Origin of the sequence: Prosthecodimorpha staleyi, from assembly GCF_018729455.1 — a bacterium.
GTDB classification, from domain to species: Bacteria; Pseudomonadota; Alphaproteobacteria; order Rhizobiales; family Ancalomicrobiaceae; genus Prosthecodimorpha; species Prosthecodimorpha staleyi.
Window position 1 is genome coordinate 1 of sequence record NZ_JAHHZF010000026.1, and the last position, 22,225, is coordinate 22,225.

Consider the following 22,225-nt stretch of genomic DNA (forward strand, 5'->3'; position numbering starts at 1 on the left):
GGAGAAGGGAGGGAGAGAGACGCTCATTCTGCGCTACTGAAACCACTGAATTTCCGGCCCCTTCCCCTTCTCCCCCCAGGGGGGGAGAAGGTGCCCGAAGGGCGGATGAGGGGGTTGATGTGGCGGTTTCGCCCGAAGCGACCGCGTCCGGGGACGGGGCTTCCGGGCTTGGACCGCGAGTTTCCTCCGGCGGCGGTACCCTCCCCCTCATCCGGCCTTCGGCCACCTTCTCCCCCCTCAGGGGGAGAAGGGAGGGAGAGAGACGCTCATTCTGCGCTACTGAAACCACTGAATTTCCGGCCCCTTCCCCTTCTCCCCCCTCAGGGGGAGAAGGGAGGGGGCAGAACGTTCGCTTCGTTCCATGTCGGGCGAGGGGGCGGACCGTGGGGGATCGGCTCGGCGCATGGGAGGATCCATCCGGGGCGGAGAGGGCTGATCGGGTGGGTGTGACATCGGCTTACGGATCCCTCGCGAACGGCGCGCGCACCTGATAGTAAGGCGCCATGAACGAGACGAACACTTCCGACAAACCCCGGAAATCCCCTGCCCGGCCGAAGGCGCCGAAGACCGCGAAAGCGGCTGGCGACAAGTCGGGCAAGCCCGCCCGCGCCGCCCGTCCGGCCAAGCCGGATGCCATGGTCGAGGGCGACGGCGCGCCCGACCGCGAGCGCATTGCCAAGCGCATCGCCCGCTCGGGCCTCTGCTCGCGCCGCGACGCCGAAGTCTGGATCGGCGAAGGCCGCGTCGAACTGAACGGCAAGGTGCTCGATACGCCCGCCGTCACGGTCGGGCCTGACGACCGCATCCTGGTCGACGGCGCCCCGCTGCCAGCCAAGGAGCGGACCCGGCTCTGGCTCTACCACAAGCCGGCCGGCCTTGTGACCACCGCCAAGGACCCGGAAGGCCGCCCGACCGTGTTCGAGCGCCTGCCGGCCGAGATGCCGCGCGTCGTATCGGTCGGCCGCCTCGACATCAACACCGAGGGGCTCCTTCTGCTGACCAATGACGGTGGTCTCGCACGGGTGCTCGAACTGCCCGCGACCGGCTGGCTGCGCCGCTACCGCGTGCGCGCCTTCGGCACCGTCACCCAGGCCGATCTCGATGCGCTGAAGGAGGGAATCACTCTCGACGGCATCTCCTACGGCCCGATCGAGGCGGCGATCGACCGCGCCCAGGGCTCCAACACCTGGCTGACGATCGGCTTCCGGGAAGGCAAGAACCGCGAGGTCAAGCGCGTGCTCGGCCATCTCGGCCTGGACGTGAACCGGCTGATCCGCGTCTCCTTCGGCCCGTTCCAGCTGGTCGACCTGCCGGAGGGCGAAATCCGCGAGATCCGCGGCAAGACGCTGAAGGATCAGCTCGGCAAGCGGCTGGTCGAGGAGAGCGGCGCGGATTTCGAGGCGCCGCTGATCCATCACATCCACGGCGAGGCCCCGGAGGCGCCGAAGCGGGCGCGGGTCGCCGGCTCCGACAAGCCGGCCCGGGCCGGACGCACCGAAATGGCCTTCGCCGGCACCGGCGAGCGCAAGACGCTGCGCAAGCCGGCCGCTGCCGCAAAGCCCGACAGGCCGCCGGATGCCGCCGAAGCGGCCGCCATGCGGCACGGCCGCAAGACCGCCCGCGACGTCGAGATCGTGCGCCGGCCGACCGAGGGGCCGAGTTCGCCCGACGGCTTCGGGCCGAAGAAGCGCCGCGCCCCGAAGCCGCGCGACCTGAACGGCCCCGGCAGCGCCCCGCGCACGCGCCCCGGCGACGACCGCCCGCCGCGCCGCGTCGACGGCCCCTATGGCGAGGACAGGCCGCCCCGGCGCGAGGATGGTCCGCCCCGCGGCGCTGCTCGTCCGCCTCGGCGCGAAGAGGGTCCGCCGCGCGGCGGACCGGGCCGTGGCCGTCCCCAGCCGAGCGAACTGGGCGGCGACCGGCCGAAGCGCGGCTTCGGCGACGGGTCGCCGCGCAGGCGTCCGCGCATTCTCGAGGAAGTGCCGCCCGGCACCGAGGCCCCCGCCCCCCGGCGCGGCGGCTTCGGACCCGGCATCGGCGGCGACAAGCCGGAACGCAGCGGATTCCGCTCGGAAGGCTTCCGCAGCAAGGCCGGCAACCGCGCCGCCGGCTTCCGCAACCATGACGGCGGCGGCTCGGTCTCCGCGCGGCCACGCGGCGGGGCCGAAGGCGGCGAGAACGGTCGTCCTGACAGGGCCGGTTCCGACAGGTTCGGATCGGATAGGTCCGGGCAGGATCGGCGTCCGCCGCGCGAGCGTGGTCCGGGTCCCGGCGCCGGCAAGGGCTTCGGCAAGAGCTTTGGCGGACGCGATCGCGGCGAAGGCGGAGGCCCGCGTCCCGAGCGACCGGACGGCGACCGCCCGTTCCGCGGCCGCGGAGGTGACCGAGACGGTCCGCGCGGCGGATTCGGCGGCGGCCCGCGCGGCGACAATGCGGGCGGCAGTTCTGGTCCGGGCGGCGGCGCCGGCCCGCGCGGCGGCCGTGCGTTCGGGGGTGGTTCGGGCGGCGGAGGCCCGCGTGGGGGCGGCTCCGGCGGTGGTGGTCCTGGCGGTGGCCCGCGCGGTGGCGGTGGTGGCGGGTTCGGCGGCGGTCCGCGCGGTGGCGGTGGCGGTGGCGGACGTCCGCCGCGCAGCGGCGGCGCCGGCGGCAAGCCCTTCGGCGGCAAGCCGGGCGGACGTGGCCCGCGCGGCCCGGACCGCGGCTGAGATCTGAACAGAGGCGGGGGCTGAGGCGCCATGCGCATCGTCGGCGGGCGGTTTCGCGGGACAGCTCTCGCGGCGCCGAAATCCATGGCGATCCGGCCGACCACCGACCGGGTCCGCGAGACCCTGTTCAACATCCTCGCCCATGGCCATGACGATCCGGTCGCGGGGGCCCGCGTGCTCGATCTCTTCTCGGGCACCGGCGCGCTCGGCCTTGAAGCGCTTTCGCGCGGCGCGCGCTTCTGCCTGTTCGTCGAGGAGGCCGCGGAGGCGCGCGGGCTGATCCGGACCAATGTCGAGAAGCTTGGCCAGACCGGCGCGACCAAACTCTGGCGCCGCGATGCGACGAGGCTCGGCGAATTGTCCGGCGGGCTGGAGCCGTTCGATCTCTGCTTTCTCGATCCGCCCTACGGCAAGGGTCTCGGCGAGCAGGCGCTGGCATCCGCCCGCGCCGGCGGCTGGCTCAGGCCCGACGCGCTCTGCGTGCTGGAGGAGGCCGCGGAGGCGCCGTTCGAATGCCCGGCCGGCTTCGATCTTCTCGACGACCGGGACTATGGCGAGGCGCGGCTGCGCTTCCTGAGCGTCGCCGGATGACGGCGAGCGGGGACGCGGTCTGCCCGCTCCTCAGCCAGTCGACCTTGCCGACGGCACCCGATCATCCCGCCCAGGGCGTCTCCGCCACCGGCGTCAGCGGCTTCCGGCTCTCGAACCAGCTCTTGAGGTTGTCGACCACCAGTTGGCCCATCAGGTCGCGGGTATGGCGCGAGGCCGAGCCGACATGCGGCAGCAGCGTGATGCGCTCATGGGCGATCAGCCGGTCTGGCCGGCACGGTTCCACTTCGAACACGTCGAGGCCGGCCGAGGCGATCACGCCGCGGTCGAGCGCATCGACCAGGGCCGCCTCGTCGACCACCGTGCCGCGGCCGATATTGATCAAGACGCCGTCGGAGCCGAGCGCGGCCAGCACTTCGGCGCCGATCAGGTGATGGGTCGCATCGCCGCCCGGCAGCACCGAGATCAGCGTATCGACCTCGCGCGCCATCGCGATCAGATCCGGATAGTAGCGCCGCGACTCGCCTTCGACCGGGCGGCGGTTGTGGTAGACGACCGGCAGCCCGAAGGCCTCGATCCGCTCTGCGATCGCCCGGCCGATGCGCCCGAAGCCGACGATGCCGACGGTGCGGCCGCGCAGCGTGGTGCGGGTCAGCGGATAGTGGCCCTTGGCGACCCAACGGCCCTCGCGCAGCCAGCGCTCGGCGGCGCCGAGCTCGCGCACCGTCATCAGCAGGAGGCCGAGCGCCGTGTCGGCGACCTCCTCGGTCAGCACGTCGGGCGTGTTGGTGACGATGATGCCGCGCCGGCCGGCCTCGGCGGCGTCGATCGAATCGTAGCCGACGCCCATATTGGCGACGATCTCCAGCTTGGGCAGCCGGTCCATGAAGGCGCCGTCGACCCGGGCATGCCCGACGGCGACGACGCCGCGGATGCGCGGGCCGATCGCCGCCAGGAAGGCGTCGCGTTCGGGCGGTGCGGGCAGGCGGTGGACGGTGAAATGGGCGAGGACGCCGTCCTCGATCCGCTGCATCATCGGTCCCGTCGCCAGGACATCCGCACGATCCATTGCCGCCCTCCCGGCCCCCGCCGCCTCGGCGAGGAGCGCTCTGATCTGCCGACGATTTTCGGCTTATGGAAGCTCTAGGCGACCGGGAATCCTCTGACAAGCCGGCCCGGCCGGCGGGCGCTCATGCGGCAGGCGCCGAGGTCGATTCGCGCAGGCGCAGTTCGGGCGTCACCAGGATTCGGCGCTGCTCGGGCGCGCGGCCTTGCAGGATGCCGGTCAGCATGGCGGCGGCACGGCGGCCGACCTCCTGCTGGCCGTTCCAGACCGTGGTCAAGGCCGGCGACCAGACCGAGGCCTCCTCGATGTCGTCATAGCCGGTGACCGAGACGTCGCGGCCCGGCTCCAGCCCGCGCCGGCGCAGCTCGTTGACGATGCCGAGCGCGATCAGGTCGTTGAAGGCGGCGATCGCGGTCGGCTTGCGCGCCAGCACCGCGTCGGTGATCGCGCGGCCCTCGTTGCGGGTCATCAACTCGGTGAAGATCAGATCCGGATCGATCGGGATCCCGGCCGCCTCCAGCGCCTCCTCGTAGCCGCGGCGCCGCTCCCGCCCGCTCGACGACTGGCTGCGGCCGCCGACGAAGGCGATGCGTCGATGACCGAGCCCGATCAGGTGTTCCACCGCCATGCGCAGGCCGGCGCCGTCGTCGCCGCGCACCAGCGGCGTGTCGTCGAGCCCCGGCACTTCGCGGGCGATCAGCACGGTCGAGAGCCCCGCCGTCTCCAGCCGGGTCACGTCCTTCGGCGTCGTGCCGACCGAGGGCACCAGGATGACGCCGTCGGCGCGATACTGGAGCAGCGTTTCCAGAAAGTTCCGCTGGCGGGCGAAGTCGTCGCCGTGGTTGCAGAGCAGCACGGTCAGCTGGTGTTCGACCAGTTCGGTCTCGACCGCCGCGACCAGCTCGGCGAAATAGGAATTCAGGATGTCGTTGACCACCACGCCGACGATGTTGGTCCGCGCGGTGCGCAGGCTGGCGGCCGAGCGGTTGTAGATGTAGCCGAGTTCGTCGGCGAGTGCGGCGACGCGCTTGCGCGTGTCCTCGGCGACCAGCGGGCTCGACCGCAAGGCCAGCGACACGGTCGCGGTCGAGATGCCCAGGCGCTCGGCGATCATCGCCAGCGTCAGGCGTTTCGGGGGCGGTCGGCTCGATACGTCCATGGATTTCCTGTACCACGATTCCCGCGCGTCAGATCCGGGACGAAGGTCCGAGATCGTCGGCAATTCACCCGAAGGTCGCCGAACGCGACGACGGGCAGACAAAGGCAGGGAGGCGAAATCATGGCAAAGCCCGTGATCGGGTTTGTGGGCGTCGGGCTGATGGGCCACGGCATGGCGAAGAACATCGTCGAGAAGGGCTATGCGCTGCGCATCGTCGGCAACCGCAACCGCACGCCGGTCGAGGATCTGGTCGGCCGCGGCGCCGTCGAGGCGGCCACGCCGCGCGATCTGGCGGCGGCCTGCGACATCGTCCTCTTGTGCGTCACCGACAGCGCCACGGTCGAGAAGATCGTGCGCGGCCCCGACGGGCTGACGGCGGGCGCCAGGCCCGGGCTGATCGTGGTCGACTGCTCGACCGCCGATCCGAATTCGACGCTGGCGCTGGAGGCCGAGCTTGGCCGCATGGGCATCACCTTCTGCGACGCGCCGCTGTCGCGCACCCCCAAGGACGCCTGGGAGGGCACGCTCGACGTGATGGTCGGCGCCGACGACGCCACCTTCGAGACGATCGAACCGGTGCTCGCCACTTTCGCCGGCCGCATCGTGCGGGTCGGGGCGGTCGGCAACGGCCACAAGATCAAGCTTCTGAACAATTTCGTCGCGATGACCTATGCGGCGGTCTATTCGGAGGCCTTCACGCTCGCCAAGAAGATCGGCATCGAGCCGCAGGCGCTCGACAGCGTGCTGCGCGGCGGCCGCATGGACTGCGGCTTCTACCAGACCTTCACCAAATACCTGCTCGACCGCGACGTGAATGCGCACCGCTTCACGATCCGCAATGCCCACAAGGACTTGCGTTATGTCAGTGGGCTCGCCACCGCCTCCGGCGTCGCCAACTGGATCGGATCGGCGGCCCGGAACTACTACGCAACCGCCGAGGCGACCGGTCATGGCGACGACAACGTGCCGCAACTCTCCGATGTGATCGCGGGCCTCAACGGCACCAGGCTCGGCTGACCAAGGGCACCGCCGCGGACCGTGGACGGCCGCGTCGGCGCGGCCGTCCGCGACGGCTCAGACGGGCCGGTCGTCGGCGATCACCTTGCCGTCGTTGGGCAGCGTGCCGGCCCGGGCGACCACCACCCTGCCCTTCAGCCGCGTGATCTCGGCGAGGCTCGCGGCGACCGCATCGGTGAAGCCGGCCGAGCCGTCCGCGGTCTCGATATGGAGGCTCATCACGTCCTGCTCGTTGTCGCGGGTGACCACGAGCCGGGCGCGGGCGATGCCGGGATGACGGCGGGCGACCGCCTCGACCTGGGCCGGATCGACGAACATGCCCTTGACCTTGGTGCGCTGGTCGGCGCGGCCCATCCAGCCGCGGATGCGCAGGTTGGTGCGCCCGCAGGGCGAGGGCTCGGGCATGACGGCGGAGAGATCGCCGGTGCCGAACCGGATCAGCGGATAGACCGGGTCGAGCCGGGTGACGACGATCTCGCCGACCTCGCCGTCGGGCACCGGCTGGTCGCTGCCCGGCCGCACGATCTCCAGGATGATGCCCTCGGTGACCACCATGCCGGGCAGGGTCGTTCCGTCGACCAGCCCCGTCTCATGGGCGATGGCGCCCAGATCGGCGGTGGCATAGGCCTGCCGCACGGCCACGCCGCGCCCCTCCAGGTGGTCGCGCAAGGTGGCCGGCAGCGCCGCGCCGGAGACCAGCGCCTTGCGGATCGGGGCCTCGCCGCCCTTGGCATCCTGCCAGGCATCGAGCAGAATCTTCAGGAAATCCGGCGTGCCCGCATAGGCCGCCGGCCGGAATTGCGCCATCAGCTCGACCTGGGTCGCCTTGTCGGACGGGCCGGCCGGGATGACCGGACAGCCGAGCGCGCGCGCCCCGGAATCGAAGATGAAGCCGCCCGGCGTCAGATTGTACGAAAAGGTGTTGAGCACGATGTCGCCGCGCCGGAAGCCGGCGGCATGCAGGGCGCGCGCCATGCCCCACCAGTCATCACCGGTCCCCTCCGGCTCATAGACCGGGCCGGGCGAGGCAAACAGGCGGGCGACGCCCGGACCGGCCGGCTGGGCGAGACCGCCGAAGGGCGGCTCGGCCGTCTGCCGATCCTTCAGATCCGCCTTGCGCAGGACGGGGATCGCGGCGAGATCGGCGCGCGTCTTGAGCGCCTTCGCGTCGATCCCCTTGAGCCGGCCGCGCCACGCCTTGCGTCGGCCGAGCGTATCGACCGCCTCGCGCAACGCCTTGAGCAGCGCGCGGTCCCGGCTGGCGGGATCGCGCGTTTCCAGCCTGTCGAAATACTGCAAAGCCATTCGGTCCCCCCTGCCGGCGTCGGTCGGACGCCGGCGTCGCTGGTTCGGGCGGACCGGGGCCCGGTCACGCCTGGATGTAGTCGTCGAGTGCACTCAGGGACGCGAAGCGGCGCAGTCCGAGCGCGGTCGGTGCCGTCACCCCGCCGTCGGCATGCAGCGTCACGTCACGGCCGCGATAGAGCATCTTCCGGTCGGCCGGCTGCATGCCGGCCGTCGCCTGGGTGACGGCCGCATCCACGGTCATCTTGAAGGCGGCCTCGCCGGTGCGCTGTTCCTGCTCGATCGCCTCGGCGACCCGCATGGCGACGCTTTCGTAGGTCTCCGAACGGCGCTCGAGCTTGCCGAGATGGCCGGCCATCTCGACATAGCGGCCCTCCATCAGGGTGCGGAAGGATTGAGCCTCGGCGCGGGCCGCGGCGAGCTGGTCGATGGCGCGGCCGAGCCGGTCGACGATCTGCGCCAGCCCCCACAGCACGAAGGCGCCGAGCATGATCAGGAAGCCCGGAATGGCGGCCGTCGCCTGCGGCGGCAGCGGATAGCCGATCGCGGTCGCCAGACCGTAGCCGAACACCAGCAGCGCACCGAGATAGATGAACCCCGACATATGTTTCCCCTCTCCGTTTGTTGACCGGGGAAACTCAGGCGAGCCAGCGTTTCCTCCGCTTGTAGTGTTTGACGTCCTTGAAGCTCTTGCGGCCGGCGGCGGCCACTCCGAGGTAGAACTCCTTCACGTCCTCGTTCTCGCGCAGCGCCTTGGCATCCCCGTCGAGAACGACCCTCCCCGATTCCAGGATATACCCATAGGTCGCGTAACGGAGTGCGACATTCGTGTTCTGCTCCGCCAACAAAAACGATACGCCCTCGCTGGCATTGAGGCGGCGCACGATCTCGAAGATTTCCTCCACGATCTGCGGCGCCAGCCCCATGGACGGCTCGTCGAGCAGGATCATGTCGGGCCGCGACATCAGCGCCCGCCCGATCGCGACCATCTGCTGCTCGCCGCCCGACGTATAGCCGGCCTGGCTCTGTCGCCGCACCTTCAGGCGCGGGAAGAAGCCGTAGACCTTCTCCAGGTCGGCGCGGATCGCCGCGCGCCCGTCCGTGCGGGTGAAGGCGCCGGTCAGGAGATTCTCCTCGACCGTCAGATGGCCGAAGCAGTGGCGCCCTTCCATGACCTGGATGCAGCCGCGCCGGACGAGTTCGTTCGGTGAGCGATCCTGCACGGCCTCGCCCTTGAACAGGATGTCGCCCTTGGTCACCTCGCCGCGCTCGGCATGGAGCAAGTTGGAAATCGCCTTCAGGGTCGTGGTCTTGCCCGCGCCGTTGGCCCCCAGGATGGCCACGATGCCGCCCTTCGGCACGGTCAGCGACACGCCCTTCAGGACCAGGATGACGTGGTCGTAGATGACCTCGATATTGTTGACGGCGAGGATCGGATCGGACATCGGCAACAGCCTGTCGGGAACGGCGCGAGACGGAAGCGCCCGGGGCACGCGGAGAAAAGCCGGCATGGAGAGAGCCCGCGCGACGCCCGAAGGCGCGGCGGGTGACCGGCGCGGGAGGAGCCTCGCCGCGCCGGCCGGGTCATGGCATCAGGACTTCGGGCATTCCTCGGAACGGGCCGGCCAGGGCGCGTTCTTGGTGGTGTAGTCGGAGGCGTCCTTCTCCAGGAGCGGCCGGACCTTGTCCTTCATGGGCGTGATCCAGTCGGAGGCCTTGACCCACTTGGTGCCGTTCCACTGCTGCAGATAGACCGCGTGGGCGCCCGAATGGTCCTCGCAGGTCACCTTGACGGGCGCCGCGAAGCCGCCGAGGCCGATCTCCTTGAAGCGGGCCTCGGAGATCTCGAGCGCCTCCAGGCCGAGCCGCATGTCGGCGGCGTTGATCGCCTTCTTGCCGGTGATCTTCTGAGCGGTACGGATCGCCTCGGCCATCAGGACCGAGTTGTAGACGCCCTTGTTGTAGTTCACTTCGCCGATCTTGGACTTCTCCTTGACCGACGAATTGCCCTTGTCGAACACGTGCTTGACGATGTCCTGCACGGCCGGGAAATCGGCGCCGGTGGCGGTAAAGTTGAGAGTCAGATAGCCCTTGCCGCCCGGGCCGGCCGGACGCGCATCGTCTTCCGATCCGGACCACCAGACGCCGATGAACTTGTCCATCGGGAAGCCGACCTTGGCGGCCTCCTTGACGGCGGTCGGGTTCATGGCGCCCCAGCCCCACATGATCATCCAGTCCGGATTGTCCTGCTGGACGTTCAGCCACTGCGAGGATTGGTCCTGCATCTTGTCGGCCGGCACCGGATACTTGGCGACCTTGAAGCCGTAATCCTTGGCGAGGCCTTCGAGCAGCGGGATCGGCTCCTTGCCGTAGGGCGCATCGAGATAGATGAAGCCGATGGTCTTGCCCTTGAGCTTGTCCAGGCCGCCCGTCTTGTCGCCGACATACTTGATCGCGACCGAGAGGCCGTCCCAATAGGTCAGCGGCGGGTTGAACACCCACGGGAAGGACTTGCCCATGGCGGCGGCGGACAGGCCGTAGGCCATCGACAGGACCGGGATCTTCTCCTGGGTCGCCTTCGGGATCAGCGCCAGGGTGATGCCGGTCGACCAGGGATTGTAGACCAGCGCGCCCTTGGCCTTGGTCGCCTCGTAGCACTCGACGCCCTTCTGCGCCGTGTAGCCGGTCTCGCATTCCTCGGTGACGATCTTGACGCCGCCGATGCCGCCGTCGCGGGCGTTGAGCATCTTGAAATAGTCGTGCATGCCGTCGGCGATCGGGATGCCCGAGCCGGCGAAGGCGCCGGTGCGGTAGGTCAGCAGCGGAATGTAGAGCGAATCCTCGGCCGCGGCCGGCAGGGCCGTCGCGACCAGCGCCATCATGGCGGTGCCGACGAGCAACGTGTTCACGCGCATCACTTCCTCCCAGTCTTTCCCGGCCGTTCCTTGGGGCGGCGGCCGGCTTGTCGAGCCGCATCGGAGAGCGCCGGCCGGCTCGTGCGCCGGCGCCCCGGATGGTCTTCGCGTCAGTACGGGAACGGCCAGACGCGCAATTTCTGCTTGCCGATCTGCCAGAGCCGGGCAAAGCCGTGCGGCTCGACGATCAGGAAGAAGATGATCAGGCCGCCGATGATCATCACGGTGACCTGGTCGACGACCGCGGACGGCAATTCGATGCCGAGGATCTGCGGGGCGAACTTGATCACCACCGGCAGCGCCGCGATGAAGCCGGCGCCGAGATAGGAGCCGATCATGCTGCCGAGGCCGCCGATGATCACCATGAACAGGACCTGGAACGACAGCTCGATGTTGAAGGCGATCGATTCCATCGAGCCGTAGTGGAAGAAGAGCAGCATCGCGCCGGCCACGCCGCAGAAGTAGGACGACACCGCGAAGGCGAGCAGCTTGGTCGGCAGGAGCCGCACGCCCATCAGTTCGGCGGCGATGTCCATGTCGCGGACCATCATCCATTTCCGGCCGATGCGGCCGCGCACGATATTGGACGCGATCCAGGTCAGCGCGACCAGAAGCGTCAGGACGCACAGATAGCGCGCGGTTTCCGAGGCGCCCGGACCGGTGATCTGCACGCCGAGCAGGCTGCGCCGGGCCGCCTCGATCGAGCCGGACGAGGAATAGTTGGTCAGCCAGCCGACGCGGACGAAGCACCATTGCAGGAAGAACTGCGCCGCCAGCGTCGCCACCGCCAGATAGAGCCCCTTGATGCGCAGGCTGGGCAGGCCGAACACCACCCCGACGGCGGCGGAGAAGAAGCCGGAGGCGAGCACCCAGACGAGCACGTTCACGTCCGGAAACGCCGTTGCCAGCTTGAAGCAGGCATAGGCGCCGACGCCCATGAAGGCGCCCGTGCCGAGCGAGATCAGCCCGGCATAGCCGGTCAGGATGTTAAGCCCGATCGCCGCCATGGTCAGGATCAGCATCGGGATCATGATGGTCGAGACGAAGAAGGGCGATCCGAACATCGGCACCGCCACGTAGGCGATGGCCAGGATCACGGCGATGCCGATCCGATCCTGCCGGATCGGGAACACCGCCATGTCGTCGGCGTAGCCCGTCTTGAACTGACCTGCCTCGCGATAGAACATCGATCCCGCCCCTCAAACCCGCTCGATGATCTTCTCGCCGAACAGGCCCTGCGGCCTGAACAGCAGGAACAGAAGGGCGATCATGTAGGCGAGCCAGCTTTCGATGCCGCCGCCGATCAGCCGTCCCCAGTAGATTTCGCCGATCTTCTCGCCGATCCCGATGATCAGCCCGCCCACGATCGCCCCCGGCACCGAGGTGAAGCCGCCGAGAATCAGGACCGGCAGCGCCTTCAGGGCGATGATCTCCAGCGCGAAGGACACGTCGGAGCGCGCGCCCCACATGATGCCGGTGACCAGCGCCACGAGGCCGGCCGCGAACCACACGATCACCCAGATCTGCTCGAGCGAGATGCCGACCGACAGCGCCGCCTGATGGTCGTCGGCGACAGCGCGCAGAGCCCGGCCGATCCGGGTGCGCGAGAAGAAGAAGGCGAGCCCGCCGACCATCACGATGGCGACGATCGCGGCGGTCAGGTCGATCAGCTTGATGACGACGACGCGGTCGAACAGCGGAATGCGCCAGACCCCAGACGGAATGCCGAGTTCGCTGGCGATCATTACCTTCGGCTCGCCGCCGAAGACCAGTTCGCCGAAGCCGACCAGCACGCGGGTCAGCCCGATCGTGGCCATCAGCAGGATGATGTCCGGCTGGTTGACCAGCGGCCGCAGCACGATCCGCTCGACCCCGACGGCGAGCACATACATGACCACCAGCGCCAGCGCGACCGCCACCCAGGCCGGCACCCCGGCCTCGTGCAGCCCGACCAGGGTCAGCGCCGCGAACACCACCATGATGCCTTGGGCGAAGTTGAACACGCCGGAGGCCTTGAAGATCAGCACGAAACCGAGCGCGATCAGCGCATAGAGCACGCCTGAGACGAAACCTTCCCAGATCACCTGGATGAGGAAGGCCGGATTGGTCGCCATCCGGGCGAAGGGTTCGACCAGCACCATCGAGAGGACTTCGAGAACCTGTTCCACCGTCGCCCCGCCTTCAGTGCTGCACGCCGAGATAGGCGTCGATCACGTCCTGGTTCTTCTGCACCTCGTCCGGCGTCCCGTCCGCGATCTTGCGCCCGTAGTCGAGCACGACGACGCGGTCGGAAATGTCCATGACGACGCCCATGTCGTGCTCGATCAGGGCGATCGTGGTGCCGAACTGCTCGCGCACATCGAGGATGAAGCGGCTCATGTCCTCCTTCTCCTCCAGATTCATGCCGGCCATGGGTTCGTCGAGCAGGAGCAGTTCCGGTTCCTGCGCCAGCGCACGACCGAGCTCGACCCGCTTTTTCAGGCCGTAGGGCAGCTTGCCGACCGGCACCTTGCGGATATGCTCGATCTCCAGGAAATCGATGATCTCCTCGACCTTGCGCCGGTGCTCGATCTCTTCGGTGAGCGCCGGACCGAAGCGCAGGCACTGCCAGAAGAAGCCGACATTCATCTTCAGCGCCCGGCCGGCCATGATGTTGTCGAGCGTGGTCAGCCCCTTGAACAGGGCGACGTTCTGGAACGTCCGGCTGATCCCCTGGGCGGCGGCGGTATCGGGCCGCTGCCGGCGCCGCAGCTCGCCGCGATAGGTGATACGGCCGTGCTGGGGATGGTAGAAGCCGTTGATGACGTTGAGCATCGACGTCTTGCCGGCGCCGTTCGGGCCGATGATCGCGCGCACCTCGCCCTTGCGGATGTCGAAGGAGATGCTGTTCAGCGCCTTGACGCCGCCGAAGGCGAGGCTGATCCCCTCGACCTCCAGGAGCACTTCGCCGGCCGCGATCGGCTTCGGCCCGGTCTTGCGTCCCGTATCCACGAACGCCATCATTCTGCGGCCTCCAGGACCGGCTCCGGCCGCACGGCCGGATAGGTCGCCATGTCGCGGATCCTGACCGTGGCGGCGATCGATCCCTTGCGGCCGTCCTCGAAGGTCACTTCGGTGTTCACGTAGCGCTCCGTGGAACCGTCATAGAGGGCTTCGACGAGGGGTGCGTAGCGCTCGGCGATGAAGCCGCGCCGGACTTTCTGGGTGCGGGTCAGTTCGCCGTCGTCGGCATCGAGTTCCTTGTGCAGGACCAGGAAGCGTTGGATCTGCGAGCCCGACATCATCGGCTCGCCGGCGAGGTCACGATTGACCTGGTCGACATGGCTGGCGATGATGTCGTAGACTTTCGGATGTCCGGCCAGCTCCTGATAGCTGGCATAGGAAACGTTGTTGCGCTCCGCCCAATTGCCGACCGCGACAAGATCGATATTGATCATCGCACAACAGAAGCCGCGACCGTCTCCGACCGCCACGACCTCCTTGATATTCGGAAAGAACTTTAATTTGTTCTCGACATATTTCGGCGCGAACAGCTCGCCGGAGAGAAGCCGGCCGACATCCTTGGCGCGGTCGATGATCCGCAGATGCCCGGTCTGGTCGAAGAAGCCGGCATCGCCCGAATGCACCCAGCCGTCCGCCGTCTTGGTCGCGGCGGTCGCCTCCGGATTCTTGAAGTAGCCCATGAACACGCCGGGGCTGCGATAGAGCACCTCGCCGGTTTCGGAGATGCGGATCTCGACATCCGGCGCCGGCTTGCCGACCGTATCGGCGCGGATCTCGGCATCAGGCTGCATGGTCACATAGACCGCCGCTTCCGTGGCGCCGTAGAGCTGCTTCAGGTTCACCCCGATGGAGCGGAAGAAGCGGAAGATTTCCGGGCCGATCGCCTCGCCGGCCGTGTAGGCGACGCGGATGCGGCTGAAGCCGAAGCGGTTCTTCAGCGGCCCGTAGACCAGGATCTCGCCGAGGCCGTACATGAGCCGGTCGACCAGGCCGACGGGCTGGCGGTCGAGGATCGCCTCGCCGACGCGGCGCGCATGCTCGATGAAATAGTGGAACATGCGCCGCTTCAGCGCGCTGGCATCCTCCATGCGCACCAGCGTCAGGGTGAGCAGGTTCTCGTAGACGCGCGGCGGCGCGAAGGCATAGGTCGGACCGATCTCGCGCCGGTCGTCGACCACAGTCTCCGGGCTTTCCGGACAGTTGACGCAGAAGCCGGAGACGTAGGACTGGGCATAGGAGAAGATGTGGTCGCCGACCCAGGCGAGCGGCAGATAGGCGATGACCTCCTCGGCCTCGCTCAGGGCATCGAACTTGATGCCGTTCTCGGCCGAGATCAGCACGTTGTCGTAGCTGAGCATGACGCCCTTGGGCTTGCCGGTGGTGCCCGAGGTGTAGAGGATGACGGCGAGATCGCCGCCCCGGCCGGCCGCGATGCCTTCGCGCCAGCGCGCCTCGAGCCCGGCATCGGCGGTGCGCGCCGCGCGGCCGATCTCCTGCACGGCGGCGAAGCCGTGCAGCCGCGTGTGGTCGTAGTGCCTGAGCCCGCGCTCCTCGTCGTAGACGACATGGGCGAGGCCCGGCAGCCGGTCGGCCATGGAGAGGACCTTGTCGGTCTGCTCCTGGTCCTCGACCACCGCGAAGGCGACCTCCGCGTGCTCGAGCACATAGACCATCTCGTCGGCGACGGAATCCTTGTAGACCGGCACCGGCACGCCGCCGAGCGACTGCACGGCTGCGAAGGTCCAGTAGAGCCGCGGCCGGTTGGCGCCGACGACGGCGACCTTGTCACCCGCCTTCAGGCCCAACGTCTGCAGGCCGAGCGCGCAATCGCGCACTTCGTCGGCAACCTGCGCCCAGGTCCAGGCCTGCCAAATGCCGAGATCCTTCTCCCGGATCGCAGGCCGGCTGCCCATGACGGCGGCATTGCGCAGAAGCAGTTTCGGAAACGTATCGTCGCCAGCAGCACGTGCGGCCACAGCCATGCCTCCCTGAACCGCGCCCCTTGAAGGGGTCTTTGCGGCCGGCCGCTCGTTGCGGCCCGTTTCTCCCATGCCCCGGACAATGCCATGTCGTTCGCCGGGTGCATAGCAGACCCTTGACAGACGAAGCCTCAGAGTCTCTGTTAGCCTCGCCCGTGGCTTTTGACGCTACGATCGGCTGCCCCGAACTGCTGCCGAATGGCTCGATGGATCGCCGTCGTTTCGCCTGTCATCTCATTGAGATACCGTTGCGCCGCAGTCTGCGCGTGCAGATCCGGCCGGGCGACTTCGCGGGACCCTCTTCCAGCGGCTTTGACGGACCGCATCCGGGCGGGTAGCGTCGCCGCCTCGGAGGACGCGATGGGCCACGACCACCCGCACGATCACGATCATCATCACGGACACGATCACCACCATGGCGAAGGCGGCCATCATCATGGTCACGACCATGACCACGACCATGAGGGCTCGGCGCTGTCCGAGGTCGCGCTCAGGGTCAAGGCGCTGGAATCGCTGCTGGTCGAGAAGGGTTATGTCGATCCGGCCGCGCTGGACGCACTGATCGAGACCTACGAGACCAAGGTCGGGCCGCGCAACGGCGCCCGCGTGGTCGCCCGCGCCTGGAGCGACCCGGCCTTCCGGGCCTGGCTCATGGAGGACGCCACCGCGGCGATCGCCTCGCTCGGCTATACCGGGCGCCAGGGCGAGCACATGGTGGCGGTCGAGAACCGGCCGGGCCGGCACAACATGGTCGTCTGCACCCTGTGCTCCTGCTATCCCTGGTCCGTGCTCGGGTTGCCGCCGGTCTGGTACAAGGCCGCCCCCTACCGCTCGCGCGCGGTGATCGAGCCGCGGTCGGTGCTGGCCGAATTCGGCGTCACCCTGCCGGCGGAGACCGAGATCACCGTCTGGGATTCGACCGCTGAGATCCGCTACCTGGTCATCCCCGAGCGTCCCGCGGGCACCGAAGGCTGGAGCGAGGACCGGCTCGCCGACCTGGTCACGCGCGATTCCATGATCGGCACTGGCCTCGCCCTGCCGGCGGACGCCCTGCCGGAGGCCGCGGCATGAACGGCGCACAGGACATGGGCGGCCAGATGGGCTTCGGCCCGGTGGCGCCGGAGGAAAACGAACCGCTGTTTCACGGTGCCTGGGAGAAGCGGGCGCTGGCCATCACGCTGGCCATGGGGGCGACCGGCAGCTGGACCATCGACCGCTCGCGCTTCATGCGCGAGTCGATGCCGCCGGCCGCCTATCTGTCCAAGAGCTATTACGACATCTGGGCGACCGGCCTGGAACGGCTGCTGCTCGACACTGGCCTCGCCAGCGCGGAGGAGATCCGCACCGGCCATGCCGTCACGCCGCCGGCGCCGGTCAAGCGGGTGCTGCAGGCGGCCGACGTGCCGGCGGTGCTCGCCCGCGGCGGCCCCTGCGACCGGCCGGCCACGGCGCCGGCGCGCTTCGCGGTCGGCGACCGGGTCGTGACGCGCGTCATGCATCCGAAGACCCATACCCGCCTGCCCCGCTACGCGCGCGGCAAGCCCGGCCGGATCGAGGCGGTGCACGGCACCTTCGTGCTGCCCGACACCAACGCCCACCACCAGGGCGAAGGCCCCGCCTGGCTCTACGGCATCGTCTTCGACGGGCGCGACCTGTGGGGTCCCGACGGCGATCCCCTGCTGACCGTCCGCATCGACCTGTTCGAGCCCTATCTGGAGCCCGCGCCGTGACGGCCGACCGTACCGTGACGGCCGACCCCACCGTGACGGCCGACCGCCTCGCCGTCCTGCCGGTCCTCCCGCGCGACGCCGACGGCCCGGTTTTCCGCGAGCCCTGGGAGGCGCAGGCCTTCGCGCTGGCGGTCAGGCTCAACGAGGCCTGCCTGTTCGGCTGGGACGAATGGGCCGCCGCGCTCGGCGCCGAGATCAAGGCAGCGCAAGCCGCCGGCGATCCCGATACCGGCGAGACCTACTACCGCCATTGGCTTACCGCGCTGGAAAAGCTCGTCGCCGCCAAGGGCGCGGTCTCGGCCGCCGAACTCGCCGACCGCAAGGATGCCTGGGATCGCGCCGCCCGCGCCACGCCGCATGGCGAGCCGATCGTGCTCGGCCGCGAGCTGCCGACCTCCTGAGCCCCGGTCCGGGCCGTCACGCCAGCCCGGACATCCGCGCGGCGAAGCCGAGTGCAGCTGTCAGGCCGACCGTGGCGGCGACCGACCAGCGCCTTCGGAACAGCACGAAGGCGGCGACCAGCGCCAGAAGTGCTGCGACCGGATCGAGCGAGAGCGGCACCGGCAGGTCGAGGGTCAGCCAGCCGTGCCGGATCGCCGTCACCTCGCGGAACAGGATGTGGAAGGCGAACCACAGCGACAGCTTGAGGATGACGCCGACCACCGCCGCCGTGATGCCGGCGAGCGCCGCCGACAGGGCCGGAACCCGGCCGATGCGCTCGACCAGCGGTGCGCCGAGCAGGATCCACAGGATCGACGGCGTGAAGGTGACCCAACTGGTCATCGCCGCGGCTAGAAGCCCCATCGCGACCGCGTCGAACGGCGCCGGGTGGCGCCATCCGGCCAGGAAGCCGACAAACTGCGTCACCAGGATCAGCGGACCCGGCGTGGTCTCGGCCAGGCCGAGGCCGTCGAGCATCTCGCCGGCCGTCAGCCAGCCATGGGTCGTCACCGCCGCATCGGCCATATAGGCCAGCACCGCATAGGCACCGCCGAAGGTGACGACCGCGAGCTTGGAGAAGAACCCGGCCACCGCCACCAGGACATGGTCGGGTCCCAGCGTCAGCCCGGCCAGCAGGATCGGGCCGCCCCAGGCGAGTGCGCCGATCGCAGCGACCAGAGCGGTGCGGCGCACGGCCCGGATCCAGTCGACCGGATCCGCCCCGGTCCGCGTCGCCGGCCGATGGCCGCCGCGCAGCAAGGCGGCGCCCGCCAACCCGGCGGCGACGACCACGGCCGGATAGGGGATGGCGGTCAGGAACAGAACGACGAAGGCGGCGGCCGCGATCGTCCAAGCCGCGGGGGCCTTGAGGGCGCGGCGCCCGACCCGGATCAGGGCCTCGACCACGATCGCCAGCACGCCGGCCTTGACGCCGTAGAACAGCGCCTCGACGGCGGCGAGCCGCCCGAAGGCCGCATAGGCCCAGGCGAGCGCCAGCATCAGGAGGGCGCCGGGCAGCACGAACAGGAGGCCGGCCGCCAGCGCGCCGGCAGTCCGGTGCAGGTGCCAGCCGCAGAAGGTGGCCAGCTGCTGCGCCTCGGGGCCGGGCAGCAGCATGCAGAAATTGAGCGCGTCGAGATAGCGCTTCTCGTCGAGCCAGCGCTTCTCGTCGACCACGATGCGGTGCATCAGGGCGATCTGACCGGCCGGCCCGCCGAAGGACAGGCAGCCGATCTTGGCGAAGGCGGCGACCAGTTCGCGGAACGGCGGCGGAGCCGCCATATCGTGACGGTCCGCCGGGCTCTGGATGGCTCCAGGACCCTGCCGCCGGTCCGCCGGGTCCGAGGCGCCCGTCATGATGCCATCCCCGGCCGACGCGCGACCCAGTCGTGGGTCTCGCCGGTCGCATCCCGGGCCCAGCGGTAGAGGGCGTCGTAGAGAACCATGCCGGCATCGAGCTGCGCGAGGTCGGTGGCGTGCATGCGCGACAGGCCGAGCGACAGCGCGAGCAGGCCGGCAGCCTCGGGCGCGAGGTCCGGCCTGTCGGTATCCGCGCCGCGCACAATCGCGGCGACGCGCTCGAGCGGCGGCGTCGACAGCGCGAAATCCTCCAGCAGGGCGTCGAAGCTGCAGCCCGCGCCGCGATGCGTGAAGCGGACGCCCTCGACATCGAACGGCGTCGCGCCGAAGCGCTCGGCGACAGCCTCGACCTCGCCGGGAGCGACGAACAGGAAGACCGCATCCGGATCGACGAAGCGGCGGATCAACCAGGGGCAGGCGATCCGGTCGATCTTCGGGCGCGCCCGCGTCACCCAGACGGTCCGCCCGGCGGCGTCGGGCGGCGGCAGGGCCGCGGCCGGGACCATCGGCAGCGACGCGTCCGCCCAGGCGCGGAAGCCGCCCTCCAAGACGACCGCGTCGGCGCCGCCATGGCGCAACCAGGCCGCGACACCATGGGAGAGCTTGGCGCCGCGCTCGCAGACCACGACGACGGAGCGGCCGGCGAAGTTCGCCGCGCCATCGACGGCCTCGGCATGGCCGAGGCGGCGGGAGCCCGGCAACAGCCGGGGATCGCGCGCGAAATCTTCCGGCACGCGAACATCCAGAATGATGGGGCAATGCGGGAGGCCGACGAGACGCGCAAGCTTCTCGGCCGACAGGCTGGCAAATCCGGGCATGAGGCATCCTCGACGGTCGCGACGTGGAACCAAAGGGGGTCGGGACGCGATCGTTCGGCCGAAGCCTCGTGGGGAAACCGCACTCCCCATGGACATGGATCATGGAGAGCGCGTTCCGGATGGTCAAGAGTGCCGGTCGGCCCGGTGTGTCTTCGGCGCACCGGGCGAAGGAACCCGCCGGTTGCATGGTCATCATGCCGGCCGGCACCTGTCCGGCCGGGATCGGATCGGATAGGGATGATTGCTCGGACAAAAGTGGGGAAACGCATGCCGACGCGGTACGATTTCGAGGGCCAGGTCGCGGTGGTGACCGGCGGTGCGCAGGGCATCGGGCGGGCTGTGGTCGAGCGACTCCTGACCGACGGTGCCCGGGTCGCGATCTGGGATCTCGATGTCGAACTCGCCGCGGAGACGGCGGCCGAGCTCGGCGGCGACACCGACATCCTACCGGTCAAGGTCGACATCGGCGACTATGCCAGCGTCGAGGCGGCGCGCGACGCGACCGTCGCCAAGTTCGGCCAGGTCGACATCCTGGTCAACAATGCCGGCATCGCCGGCACCAACGCCAAGCTGTGGGACTATCCGGTCGACGAGTGGAACCGCATCTTCCGGATCAACACCGCCGGCACCTTCCATTGCTGCAAGGCGCTCGCGCCGCTGATGATCGCGCGCAACTACGGCCGCATCGCCAATGTCGCCTCGATCGCCGGCAAGGAGGGCAATCCGAACGCCTCGGCCTATTCGGCCTCCAAGGCGGCCGTGATCGCGCTGACCAAGTCGCTCGGCAAGGAACTCGCCGACTACGACATCGCCGTGAACTGCCTGACCCCGGCCGCCGCCCGCACGGCGATCTTCTCGCAGATGTCGGAAGAGCATATCGCCTTCATGCTGTCCAAGATCCCGCGCGGCCGCTTCGTCGCCGTCGAGGAGGTCGCCGCGACGATCGCCTTCATGGTCTCGCGCGAGTGCTCCTTCACCACCGGCGCGGTCTTCGACGTCTCGGGCGGACGGGCCACCTATTGAAACCTCCGACCGACCTTCCCGGCACGGCCGAGCCGGTGGTCGCCGGCCGGCCGGCCGGCACGGCCACCGAAAGCGAGGCGCGCCGGGCACAATTGGCGCGCCTCAAGGGCATCGGGCTGATGTGTCTGGCGTTGGCCTGCTTCTCGGTGCTCGACGGCGCCGCGAAATGGCTGGTGCGCGACATGCCGGCCCTGCAGGTTACCTTTGTCCGCTACACCGTGGCGCTGGCCCTGATCGCCGCCTTCCTCAATCCCTGGACCCAGGCCGATGCCTGGACGACGCGCCGGCCCTTGCTGCAATTCATCCGCGGGCTCTTGCTGTTCGGCTCGACCATCTTCAACTTCATCGCGGTGCGCACGCTGCAGCTCGCCGACACCATGGCGATCGCCTTCGCGACGCCGTTCCTGATCGCGCTCCTGTCCGGACCGCTGCTCGGCGAGCGGATCGGCTGGAAAAACTGGGTCGCGATCCTGATCGGCTTCGCTGGCGTGCTGGTGATCACCCGGCCGGGCACCGGCGGCTTCCAGACCGCCATGCTGTGGAGCTTCGCCAGCGTCGCCTGTTATGCGGCCTACGGCATTGCGACCCGGACGCTGTCGGGCATCGATTCGACCGCCAGCATGCTGGTCATCTCGGCGGCGATCCCGGTCGGCATGCTGGCCCCGGTGATGCCGGCCGTCTGGGTCTGGCCGCCGACGACGCTCGACTGGGCGCTGATGCTGCTGCTCGGCCTCGCCGGTGCCGTGGGCCACTTCTTCCTGATCCGCGCCTACACGCACGCCCCGGCCCCGGTTGTGGCTCCGTTCATCTATACCCAGATCGTCTGGGCGGTTCTGATCGGCTACCTGGTGTTCGGCGACCTGCCCGGCCTGAACACCATCGTGGGCGCCTCGATCGTGATCGGCAGCGGCCTCTATCTGATCTGGCGCGAGACCGGCCCCTCCGCCGGCCGCTAACGGAAGCGCCGGGCCGGCAGCCGGTCCGCAGCATCTCCAAGACCCGGCGACCGGGCATCCGGCTTCGAATGCGACCCTCAAACAGAAAGCCCCGCGCCGGGGCCACCGGCCCCGCGGCCCCTCCCGATGCCGACGAGACGCCGGGAACCGGCCGCACGCCGGAGGGCGCCGCCAAGCAGGCGCAGCGGCGCCGGCACGAT

At 69.3% G+C, this 22,225-nt stretch carries 20 protein-coding genes; 8 read left to right on the plus strand and 12 right to left on the minus strand.

Translation table 11 applies throughout. The features are described from left to right. Positions 1–503: 503 nt before the first annotated feature. Positions 504–2,705 (plus strand): pseudouridine synthase, encoded by a 2,202-nt coding sequence (locus KL771_RS27660; RefSeq protein ID WP_261971740.1) that lies wholly within the window; start codon positions 504–506, stop codon positions 2,703–2,705. 30 nt (positions 2,706–2,735) lie between these two features. Then, positions 2,736–3,296 carry a 16S rRNA (guanine(966)-N(2))-methyltransferase RsmD gene (gene rsmD, locus KL771_RS27665; RefSeq protein ID WP_261971741.1) on the plus strand — a complete coding sequence of 187 codons (561 nt, stop codon included), beginning with the start codon at positions 2,736–2,738 and terminating at the stop codon, positions 3,294–3,296. A 61-nt stretch (positions 3,297–3,357) separates the two neighbouring features. On the opposite strand, the gene KL771_RS27670 is transcribed toward rsmD, so the two are convergent. After that, the gene (locus KL771_RS27670; RefSeq protein WP_261971742.1) at positions 3,358–4,323 is read right to left on the minus strand and encodes a 2-hydroxyacid dehydrogenase; all 966 of its coding nucleotides are present in this window, start codon (positions 4,321–4,323) and stop codon (positions 3,358–3,360) included. 121 nt (positions 4,324–4,444) lie between these two features. Further along, positions 4,445–5,479: a LacI family DNA-binding transcriptional regulator gene (locus tag KL771_RS27675; protein WP_261971743.1), complete on the minus strand. Its 1,035-nt coding sequence runs from the start codon at positions 5,477–5,479 to the stop codon at positions 4,445–4,447. A 120-nt stretch (positions 5,480–5,599) separates the two neighbouring features. Between KL771_RS27675 and KL771_RS27680 the strand changes: the two genes are divergently transcribed. Then, positions 5,600–6,496: an NAD(P)-dependent oxidoreductase gene (locus tag KL771_RS27680; protein WP_261971744.1), complete on the plus strand. Its 897-nt coding sequence runs from the start codon at positions 5,600–5,602 to the stop codon at positions 6,494–6,496. A gap of 57 nt (positions 6,497–6,553) precedes the next feature. Here KL771_RS27680 and KL771_RS27685 read toward each other — a convergent pair whose 3' ends face one another. The 8 genes from KL771_RS27685 to KL771_RS27720 form a co-directional block, all read right to left on the minus strand. Further along, positions 6,554–7,801, minus strand: a complete 1,248-nt coding sequence (locus KL771_RS27685) for a phenylacetate--CoA ligase family protein (RefSeq protein WP_261971745.1) — start codon at positions 7,799–7,801, stop codon at positions 6,554–6,556. A 64-nt stretch (positions 7,802–7,865) separates the two neighbouring features. Then, complete coding sequence (locus tag KL771_RS27690; RefSeq protein ID WP_261971746.1) at positions 7,866–8,405, minus strand: hypothetical protein; 540 nt, start codon at positions 8,403–8,405, stop codon at positions 7,866–7,868. Positions 8,406–8,439: 34 nt separating this feature from the next. Continuing rightward, entirely contained in the window at positions 8,440–9,246 is an 807-nt protein-coding gene (locus KL771_RS27695; RefSeq protein ID WP_054360383.1) for an ABC transporter ATP-binding protein, read from the minus strand. A 147-nt stretch (positions 9,247–9,393) separates the two neighbouring features. Further along, positions 9,394–10,716, minus strand: coding sequence for an ABC transporter substrate-binding protein (locus KL771_RS27700; RefSeq protein WP_261971747.1), 1,323 nt, complete (start codon positions 10,714–10,716; stop codon positions 9,394–9,396). Between the two features lie 110 nt (positions 10,717–10,826). Next, positions 10,827–11,903 (minus strand): branched-chain amino acid ABC transporter permease, encoded by a 1,077-nt coding sequence (locus tag KL771_RS27705; protein ID WP_261971748.1) that lies wholly within the window; start codon positions 11,901–11,903, stop codon positions 10,827–10,829. A gap of 12 nt (positions 11,904–11,915) precedes the next feature. Further along, entirely contained in the window at positions 11,916–12,857 is a 942-nt protein-coding gene (locus KL771_RS27710) for a branched-chain amino acid ABC transporter permease (protein ID WP_261971757.1), read from the minus strand. 40 nt (positions 12,858–12,897) lie between these two features. Next, positions 12,898–13,719 (minus strand): ABC transporter ATP-binding protein, encoded by an 822-nt coding sequence (locus KL771_RS27715; protein ID WP_390867899.1) that lies wholly within the window; start codon positions 13,717–13,719, stop codon positions 12,898–12,900. Continuing rightward, entirely contained in the window at positions 13,716–15,701 is a 1,986-nt protein-coding gene (locus KL771_RS27720; RefSeq protein WP_261971749.1) for an AMP-binding protein, read from the minus strand. The genes KL771_RS27715 and KL771_RS27720 overlap by 4 nt, the downstream gene beginning before the upstream one ends. 357 nt (positions 15,702–16,058) lie before the next feature. Here KL771_RS27720 and nthA point away from each other — a divergent pair, with 357 nt between their 5' ends. The 3 genes from nthA to KL771_RS27735 are packed head-to-tail and all read left to right on the plus strand — an operon-like array spanning position 16,059 to position 17,829. Then, the gene (gene nthA, locus KL771_RS27725; protein WP_261971750.1) at positions 16,059–16,769 is read left to right on the plus strand and encodes a nitrile hydratase subunit alpha; all 711 of its coding nucleotides are present in this window, start codon (positions 16,059–16,061) and stop codon (positions 16,767–16,769) included. Continuing rightward, the gene (gene nthB, locus KL771_RS27730; RefSeq protein WP_261971751.1) at positions 16,766–17,428 is read left to right on the plus strand and encodes a nitrile hydratase subunit beta; all 663 of its coding nucleotides are present in this window, start codon (positions 16,766–16,768) and stop codon (positions 17,426–17,428) included. Before nthA ends, nthB begins: the two co-directional genes overlap by 4 nt. A 14-nt stretch (positions 17,429–17,442) precedes the next feature. Next, positions 17,443–17,829 carry a nitrile hydratase accessory protein gene (locus KL771_RS27735; RefSeq protein WP_390867904.1) on the plus strand — a complete coding sequence of 129 codons (387 nt, stop codon included), beginning with the start codon at positions 17,443–17,445 and terminating at the stop codon, positions 17,827–17,829. 16 nt (positions 17,830–17,845) lie between these two features. Here the strand turns inward: KL771_RS27735 and chrA are convergent, their stop codons facing one another. Together chrA and KL771_RS27745 are read right to left on the minus strand one after the other, a co-directional pair. Further along, entirely contained in the window at positions 17,846–19,150 is a 1,305-nt protein-coding gene (gene chrA / locus KL771_RS27740) for a chromate efflux transporter (RefSeq protein WP_261971753.1), read from the minus strand. Positions 19,151–19,221: 71 nt separating this feature from the next. Further along, on the minus strand, positions 19,222–20,046 hold the full coding sequence (locus KL771_RS27745; protein WP_261971754.1) for a chromate resistance protein ChrB domain-containing protein: 825 nt from the start codon (positions 20,044–20,046) through the stop codon (positions 19,222–19,224). Positions 20,047–20,313: 267 nt separating this feature from the next. Between KL771_RS27745 and KL771_RS27750 the strand changes: the two genes are divergently transcribed. Together KL771_RS27750 and KL771_RS27755 are read left to right on the plus strand one after the other, a co-directional pair. Next, a complete protein-coding gene (locus KL771_RS27750; RefSeq protein ID WP_261971755.1) occupies positions 20,314–21,069 on the plus strand; it encodes an SDR family NAD(P)-dependent oxidoreductase in 756 nt (251 codons plus the stop codon). Next, a complete protein-coding gene (locus KL771_RS27755) occupies positions 21,066–22,025 on the plus strand; it encodes a DMT family transporter (protein ID WP_261971756.1) in 960 nt (319 codons plus the stop codon). Before KL771_RS27750 ends, KL771_RS27755 begins: the two co-directional genes overlap by 4 nt. Positions 22,026–22,225: the final 200 nt, after the last annotated feature.